5 protein-coding genes and 1 pseudogene are annotated in these 3,643 nt (G+C 68.7%); 2 read left to right on the top strand and 4 right to left on the bottom strand.

Annotated features, from left to right (window positions below):
* The coding region (locus JYJ84_RS31285) for a YbfB/YjiJ family MFS transporter (protein ID WP_205189919.1) at window positions 1–627 on the bottom strand (627 nt) is incomplete at its 3' end.
* A 225-nt stretch (window positions 628–852) separates the two neighbouring features.
* Window positions 853–1,398: an alpha/beta hydrolase gene (locus tag JYJ84_RS31280; protein WP_122948952.1), complete on the bottom strand. Its 546-nt coding sequence runs from the start codon at window positions 1,396–1,398 to the stop codon at window positions 853–855.
* 117 nt (window positions 1,399–1,515) lie between these two features.
* Here JYJ84_RS31280 and JYJ84_RS31275 point away from each other — a divergent pair, with 117 nt between their 5' ends.
* On the top strand, window positions 1,516–1,971 hold the full coding sequence (locus JYJ84_RS31275) for an Lrp/AsnC family transcriptional regulator (protein ID WP_011356102.1): 456 nt from the start codon (window positions 1,516–1,518) through the stop codon (window positions 1,969–1,971).
* Window positions 1,972–2,035: 64 nt separating this feature from the next.
* Window positions 2,036–2,284: pseudogene (locus tag JYJ84_RS31270) on the top strand (leucyl aminopeptidase); the annotation flags it as partial.
* 3 nt (window positions 2,285–2,287) lie between these two features.
* Here the strand turns inward: JYJ84_RS31270 and JYJ84_RS31265 are convergent.
* Window positions 2,288–2,797: a GNAT family N-acetyltransferase gene (locus JYJ84_RS31265; protein WP_122948951.1), complete on the bottom strand. Its 510-nt coding sequence runs from the start codon at window positions 2,795–2,797 to the stop codon at window positions 2,288–2,290.
* A 55-nt stretch (window positions 2,798–2,852) separates the two neighbouring features.
* Window positions 2,853–3,643, bottom strand: a 791-nt coding sequence (locus tag JYJ84_RS31260) for an AraC family transcriptional regulator (RefSeq protein WP_205189918.1), incomplete at its 5' end; no start/stop codon positions are given.

The following is a 3,643-nucleotide window of genomic DNA, read 5'->3' as shown; positions in this document are numbered from 1 at the left end:
CGCCGAGAACAGCACACACGCGAACGCGAGCGCGAACCACGCGGGCTGCCAGCCATGGACACCATGCGAGAGCGTCGCCGGCACGAGCAGTGACGATGCGACGATGCCCCATCCCGTGCCGCCGTAGTAGAGCCCGAGCAGCAAGCCCGCATCGCGCGGCGACGCCGATGCGAGCCGCGCGGCCAGCACGCCGCCGCTGATGAAGATCAGCGCGCTGCCGACGCCGGTCGCGAGCCGCTGCACGAGCAGCGCGTGCATGCCGGACGTAAGCCCGCACGCGGCCATCAGCAACGCGGTCAGCACGCAGCCGGCCGCCAGCAGCGCGCCTGCTCGCCAACGCCGCGACAGCAACGGAAACGCGAGCGCGCCGATCAGGTAGCCGGCCGCGTTCGCGGTGTTCAGCGCGCCGGCCTGCGCAAACGTCCAGCCGAGATCGGCCTTCATCGGCGGCAGCAGCAGCGCATACGAAAAGCGCGCGAGGCCGAGCGCGATCGCGCTGCCGAGCGACAGGCAGATCGCGAGCCGCCACGCGGCCATGCGATCCGGGTCACGGTCGGGGTAGAGGCTGGTCGCGCCGGTATCCGGCTGCGACGGGCCGGCATGCTCCGGTTGCGGCGCTGCGCGCATCGCGTGTCTCCTTTGTCGTTCGAAGCCGCGACAAGTCGTGACGGCGGAACCGGTGTTCCGCACGCGGCATTCGCGACTGTCGAGGCTTCCGATTCTGTCGAACGATCATACTTGAGCCGTCGCAGGGCAGCATGCGTTGGCGACCGGAACCCGGCGCAGCAGCCGGATCGTCCATGCATCGCCCGCCGCAGACCGTCGCGGGAGCACGTCGGCCACTTGCCCGCGCTACCCCCGCAATCCCGCCATGAAGGCCGTGAACAACGCACGTCCCTCGGGCCATTCCGCCAATCCCGCGTCCGTGTTCAGATGGCCGCGCGGGCCGAGCAGCAGCGGCGTCGCGCCACGCTCGCTCGCCCACGCAATGCCGCGCCCGAACGGGTCGTACCCGTCATTCGAACTGGCGATCGCCAGCACCGGCACGTCACCGAAATCGCCATCCGGCACATTCGCAAATGCGTTGGCCGCGGCCGGAAAACGCGGACCGTCCGGATCGGGCACCGCAACGAGCCATACGCCACGCACCACGCGCGTCGACGCCGCACGCCAGTGCGCGAACAGCAGGCAACCCAGCGAATGACAGATCAACACCGGCGGCGTCGCGGCTTGCGCAACGGCTTCATCGAGCGCCGCCATCCAGTCGCGCAGGTCGGGCGCATCCCATGACGCAGGCGCGATGCGGATCGCGCCCGGAAGCACGGCCTCCCAGTGGCTCTGCCAATGATCCGGTCCCGAGTTGCCGATCCCCGGCACGATCACGATCGTCTGGTCCATCTCCGTCTCCATGAATAAGCGAGCTCGCAGTCTGGCCTGCCGGACACCGGCCGGGAATGGCAAATCATCGGATATTGAGACAATATGCCGATGAATTAACGGAGCGGGAAAACGGACATGTCGAACGGAGAGCTCGATCGCCTGGATCTTTCGATCCTCGAGGCGCTACAGGAGAATGCGCGCATGCCGCTGTCCGAAGTGGGCCGGCGCATCGGGCTGTCGCAGCCGGCCACGTCGGAGCGCGTCAAGCGGCTGGAAGAGCGCGGCATCATCGCGGGCTACGGCGCACGGATCGACCCGGCCGCGCTGGGGTTGGGGATGATGGCCATCATCCGGCTGAAAACGACGCACGAGCACATCAAGCCTGCGCTGCGCGCGTTCGCAGAGATGCCGCACGTGATCGAGGTCCACCGGATGACCGGCGAGGATTGCTTCCTGCTGAAAGTCCTGGTGCCGACACCGGGGCAGCTGGAAACCATCATCGATGCGATCGCCCGCTTCGGCGCGGTCACGACGTCGCTGGTGCTGCGGTCCGAGCCGGCCAAACCGCTCGGCAAGGCGCTGCTCGGTTGACACGTGCATCGGAACGCTGACGCGCCGCCGATGACCGACGACGCGTTCGCGCGCAGGCAGGGGCACCGCGAACACCGACATCGCCGCCGCGCTCGATCGCGACGATTTGTTCGTGCTGCTGTACGACTCGTCGTGCCTGCCGACGCCGTCGCCGAGCGGGCCGCCGTTCCTCGCCGCGATCCGCCCCGCGATCGTCGATCACTGGAGCAAGTCGATACTGTTCAAGGATTACGGCCCGCATCTCGACGAGGCGTTCGCCGAATCGCTCGACGACATCGCGACACGCAACGGCCGGCTGATCGACGCGGCCGCGTGCTCAGGCGTCGGCGGCCCCCGTGTCGCCGAGCCACTTGTACATCACGAGGCAGTCGACGAAGCCGAGCCGCGCGTGACGGTACGCACGCGGCAGGCGGCCGACGATGTCGAATCCCAGCTTCTGCCACAGCGCGACCGCCACCTCGTTCGTCGACACCACCGAATTGAACTGCATCGCGAGGAAGCCGCGCTCGCGCGCGACCTGCTGCGAGTGCTCGCACATCAGGCGTGCGACGCCGCGACCGCGTGCGGCCTCGCTCACCATGTAGCCGCAGTTGCTCACGTGATTGCCGGGCCCACCCGCGTTCGCCTTCAGGTAGTACGAGCCCAGGACCACGCCGTCCTCTTCGGCGATCCACGTGCAGAGCGGTGCGTCGAGCCACAGCGCGCGCGCCGCGTCGGGGGTCGACTCCGGATCGAATGCATAGGTTTCCTGAGCAGCGACGATGGCGCGGTAGGTCGGCCAGAAGCGCGGGAAATCGTCGTCGGTCATCGGGCGAATCGTGATCATGCGGAGCCTCTCGTGATTGGAATGTCGGCAGGAAAGCCAGCGATCGTACCGTGATTCACGAACGGCCGCTGTCCCGTTGCGCGGCGCTGCGGTACGCGCCCGGCGGCACGCCGTACCAGCGCTTGAAGGCCTGCGAGAAACTCGACAGGTCGCTGAAACCGAGCCGCTCGGCCACTTCCGCGAGCGACAGGCGCGCGTCGCCGAGCAGCGTCTCGGCCATCGCGCCGCGCGCCTGCGCGAGCAGCGTCCGGAACGTCGTGCCCTCCTCCTGCAGCCGGCGCTTGAGCGTGCGCGGGCTCGTGTTCATCAGCCGTGCCATGTCCTCGAGCGAGAACGGCGTGGAGCCGCGTGTCGCGGTCAGGTACTGGCGCACCATCTCCGACGTGCCCACGCGCGCGCGCCGCGCGTCGAGCAGCTGGCCGCACATCTGTTCGCACATCGACACCGTCAGCGGATTCGCATGCGGCAGCAGCCGGTCGAGAAACACGCGGTCGAAGGCGAGGCTGTTCGCGCGCGCCGAGAAAGCGGGTTCGACGCCGGCGATGCGCGGCACCGGCGCGGACGGTGCGCGCGTCGCCTGCACCGTGAAGCGCGACAACGCGAATGCGTCGCCGCCGATTTCCTGCAGCAGCACGGCCGCGGCCGTCATGTCGCGCTCGACGAGGAACCGGCTCAGTGTGCCATCGAGTTCCGGCGCGCCGAAATTGAGCACGCACGTCCCGTCTTCCTCGCGGTACGTGATGACGGTGAACGCATAGGTGAGCGGCAGGAAGCGCATCGCCAGCGCGAGCGCGTCGCGCGCGGTCGCGCTGGCGATCAGCCCGTAGCCCCACACGCCGTAGGCGG

The organism is Burkholderia sp. LMG 13014 (assembly GCF_905232215.1).
GTDB lineage: Bacteria > Pseudomonadota > Gammaproteobacteria > Burkholderiales > Burkholderiaceae > Burkholderia.
This window is presented reverse-complemented; position numbering and strand designations above follow the sequence as displayed.

Coding starts and splice junctions, on each gene's coding strand:
- JYJ84_RS31280 (WP_122948952.1), bottom strand. CDS start 1,398: ATGGACCAGACGATCGTGATCGTGCCGGGGATCGGCAACTCGGGACCG.
- JYJ84_RS31265 (WP_122948951.1), bottom strand. CDS start 2,797: ATGATCACGATTCGCCCGATGACCGACGACGATTTCCCGCGCTTCTGG.
- JYJ84_RS31275 (WP_011356102.1), top strand. CDS start 1,516: ATGTCGAACGGAGAGCTCGATCGCCTGGATCTTTCGATCCTCGAGGCG.